3 protein-coding genes are annotated in these 3,004 nt (G+C 71.1%); 2 read left to right on the forward strand and 1 reads right to left on the reverse strand.

The genetic code is table 11. The annotated features are described in order from the left end of the window. Positions 1 to 52 precede the first annotated feature (52 nt). Complete coding sequence (gene trpS / locus VFV89_RS12590; RefSeq protein WP_329706291.1) at positions 53 to 1,048, reverse strand: tryptophan--tRNA ligase; 996 nt, start codon at positions 1,046 to 1,048, stop codon at positions 53 to 55. Between the two features lie 163 nt (positions 1,049 to 1,211). On the opposite strand from trpS, the gene VFV89_RS12595 reads away from it, so the two are divergent. Further along, positions 1,212 to 2,405, forward strand: coding sequence for an acetoin utilization protein AcuC (locus VFV89_RS12595; RefSeq protein ID WP_329706292.1), 1,194 nt, complete (start codon positions 1,212 to 1,214; stop codon positions 2,403 to 2,405). Between the two features lie 212 nt (positions 2,406 to 2,617). Beyond that, positions 2,618 to 2,818, forward strand: a complete 201-nt coding sequence (locus tag VFV89_RS12600; protein ID WP_329706293.1) for a helix-turn-helix domain-containing protein — start codon at positions 2,618 to 2,620, stop codon at positions 2,816 to 2,818. Positions 2,819 to 3,004: the final 186 nt, after the last annotated feature.

The raw sequence follows: 3,004 nt of genomic DNA on the forward strand, positions 1-3,004 counted from the left end.
GAACGGTGTTCGAACGACCATTTCGTCACGGACTATCCCGGCAGGGGGTCCGTCAGAGGCCGATGGCGGTCGTGGCGGCGGCGAGGACCGGAGCGGTGACCTCGCGGCAGCGGGCGGCGCCGTCGGCGTAGACCTGGGTCACGTGCACCGCGTCGGCGGCGAGGTCGGCGTACCGCTTCTGGATCGGCTCCAGGGTCGCCACCACGGCGTCGGTCACGGCACGTTTCAGGGCGCCGTAGGTGTCGATCCCCTCGGCCGAGCCGCCGAGGGCCTCGAGGATGTCCAGCAGGTTGGTGACGCCCGGCTTGTCCGGCGAGCGGCGGACGGCGTCGGGACCGGTGTCGGAGTCGGTGACCGCACGCGCCACCTTCTTCCGTACGACGTCCGCCGGGTCGAGCAGGTAGATCGATCCGGCCTCGTCCGCTGACTTCGACATCTTGCGGTCGGGGTGGAGCAGGTCCATCACCCGGGCCGTGGCGTCGGAGGCGGTGACCACCTCGGGGACGGTGAACACCTCGCCGTAGCGGCGGTTGAACCGCATCGCCAGGTCGCGGGTCAGCTCGACGTGCTGCTTCTGGTCGGCGCCCACCGGGACCTGGGCCGGCCGGTAGAGCAGGATGTCCGCGGCCATCAGCGCCGGATAGGTGAACAGTGAGACCCGGGTCGAGTCGACACCGCGGCCCTTCTCCTTGAACTGGATCATCCGGTTCAGCTCACCGGTCGTGGCGACGCACTCGAGCAGGTAGGCGAGCTGGGCGTGCGCGGGCACGTGGCTCTGCCGGAACAGCGTCGCCCGGTCGAGGCCGACGGCGAGGAAGAGGATCGCGGTCTCGTCGGCGTACTCCCGAAGCAGCCGCGGGTCGTGCTCGGTGGTCATCGCGTGCAGGTCGGAGATGCCGTAGAAGGCGTCGTCCTGCCGCTGGGTCATCGGGCGCAGGGCGCCGAGGTAGCTGCCGAGCGTGAGCCGTCCCGAGGGGGTGAGGAGGGAGAGGCTGCGAGTCTGGGTGGTCGTCCGGGTGGTCGTCTGGGTGGTCGTCTGGGTGGTCATGGTGAGCTCCTGAGGGATGAGGGCCCACGGACGACGTTGAGACCACAACGGCCGCCCGTGGGCGGCCGGAAGGGATGGGTGTGCTGGTGGGGTGGCCGCCGTCAGGCGGGCCACCACTGGATGCGGGACGTCGTCAGCACGGGCTCAGGATACCGTCGCAGCCATGGAAGGGGCCACCGAGTGCGCGGGCCCGAGCACGGTGGTCTTCGACCCGACGCTCACCGACTACGACTTCGGCCCGCAGCATCCGATGGCGCCGATCCGCGTCGACCTGACCATGCAGCTGGCCCATGAGCTCGGTGTCACGGGTCGAGGGCTGCGCGTCGTCCCGGCGCCGATGGCCACCGAGGACCAGATCGCCACCGTCCACGACGCCGCGCTGATCGAGGCGGTCCAACGCGCCGGGCGCACCGGTGCCGCCGAGCTCCAGGTCGGGCTGGGCAGCGAGGACAACCCGGTCTTCCTCGGCATGCACGAGGCCGCGGCGCACGTCGTGGGCGCCAGCCTCGAGGCGTTCCGCCAGGTCGGCAGCGGCGAGTCGCTGCACGCCGCGAACATCACCGGTGGGCTGCACCACGCCATGCCGGGCCGGGCCAGCGGCTTCTGCGTCTACAACGACGTGGCGATCGGCATCCGGTGGCTCCTCGCCAACGGTGCCGAGCAGGTGGCGTACGTCGACGTCGACGTCCACCACGGAGACGGCGTGGAGGCGATCTTCTGGGACGACCCGCGGGTGCTGACGATCTCCCTGCACGAGACCGGCCGGCTCCTCTTCCCCGGCACCGGCTTCAGCGCGGACGTGGGTGGCGAGGGCGCCGAGGGCAGCGCGGTCAACGTCGCCCTGCCCCCCGGCACCTCTGACGCGGGCTGGCTGCGCGCGTTCCACGCGGTCGTGCCGGACCTGGTGCGCGAGTTCGGCCCCGACGTCCTGGTGACCCAGCACGGCTGCGACTCGCACGCCGCGGACCCGCTCGCGGACCTGATGCTCAGCGTGGACGGCCAGCGGTCGGCGTACCTCGCCCTCCACGAGCTGGCCCACGAGGTGGCCGGCGGCCGGTGGGTGGCCACCGGGGGCGGTGGCTACGCGCTGGTCGACGTGGTCCCCCGGGCCTGGACCCACCTGCTCGCCATCGTGTCCGGTACGCCGCTGGACCCGGCCCTCTCGACGCCCGAGGCCTGGCGGGCCCACGTCCGGGAGAAGGTGGGCGCGCAGGCCCCACTGCGGATGACCGACGGCCGGGAGCCGGCCTATGCCGACTGGCGCGAGGGCTACGACCCGGGCGCCTGGCTGGACCGCGAGGTCAACGCCACCCGGACCGCGGTCTTCCCGCTGCACGGCCTCGATCCCTACCCGTGAGGTGCGCCGGCACGGGCCCCGCTCACTGGTCTGGACCAGCGCGGGACGAGGACGTGCGGCGGCTCGGGCGCAAGCCGACACGCCAGACCACACTCTGCACTTTTCCGAACCGCTTCCCCACGAGTCACAGGAACCACTATTCTCCCTAGAGCGGCATGGGGATCGTCGGTGGGGAAGCCGACGACGTGCTGCACACAGAAAGACGGTGCACGATGGCTGGCTCTGGGGACATGTCGGACGCGAAGTTCCTCACCGTGGCCGAGGTCGCGGCGATGATGCGCGTCTCGAAGATGACGGTCTACCGCCTGGTCCACAACGGTGAGCTGCCCGCTGTGCGCGTCGGACGCTCGTTCCGGGTGGTCGAGGAGGACGTCAACGAGTACCTCCGCAAGAGCTTCTACAGCGCCGGCTGACCGACCGGGAGCACTGCGAGGCACATCTCACGCCGCCGAACCCGCTCGCGGGTTCGGCGCGTTGACGTACGACGGATAGGCTTGCCCGGTCCTGCGGGCCCAACCGCGGGGCGCTGAGGTGGCTTTCGACGGGCCACGTCAGCCTTCCGTCGAAAGGTCAGTTCGTGGGTTCGGTCATCAAGAAGC

The sequence above is a fragment of the Nocardioides sp. genome, from assembly GCF_036274455.1.
Lineage (GTDB): Bacteria > Actinomycetota > Actinomycetes > Propionibacteriales > Nocardioidaceae > Nocardioides.

Coding starts and splice junctions, on each gene's coding strand:
- VFV89_RS12595 (WP_329706292.1), top strand. CDS start 1,212: ATGGAAGGGGCCACCGAGTGCGCGGGCCCGAGCACGGTGGTCTTCGAC.
- trpS (WP_329706291.1), bottom strand. CDS start 1,048: ATGACCACCCAGACGACCACCCAGACGACCACCCGGACGACCACCCAG.
- VFV89_RS12600 (WP_329706293.1), top strand. CDS start 2,618: ATGGCTGGCTCTGGGGACATGTCGGACGCGAAGTTCCTCACCGTGGCC.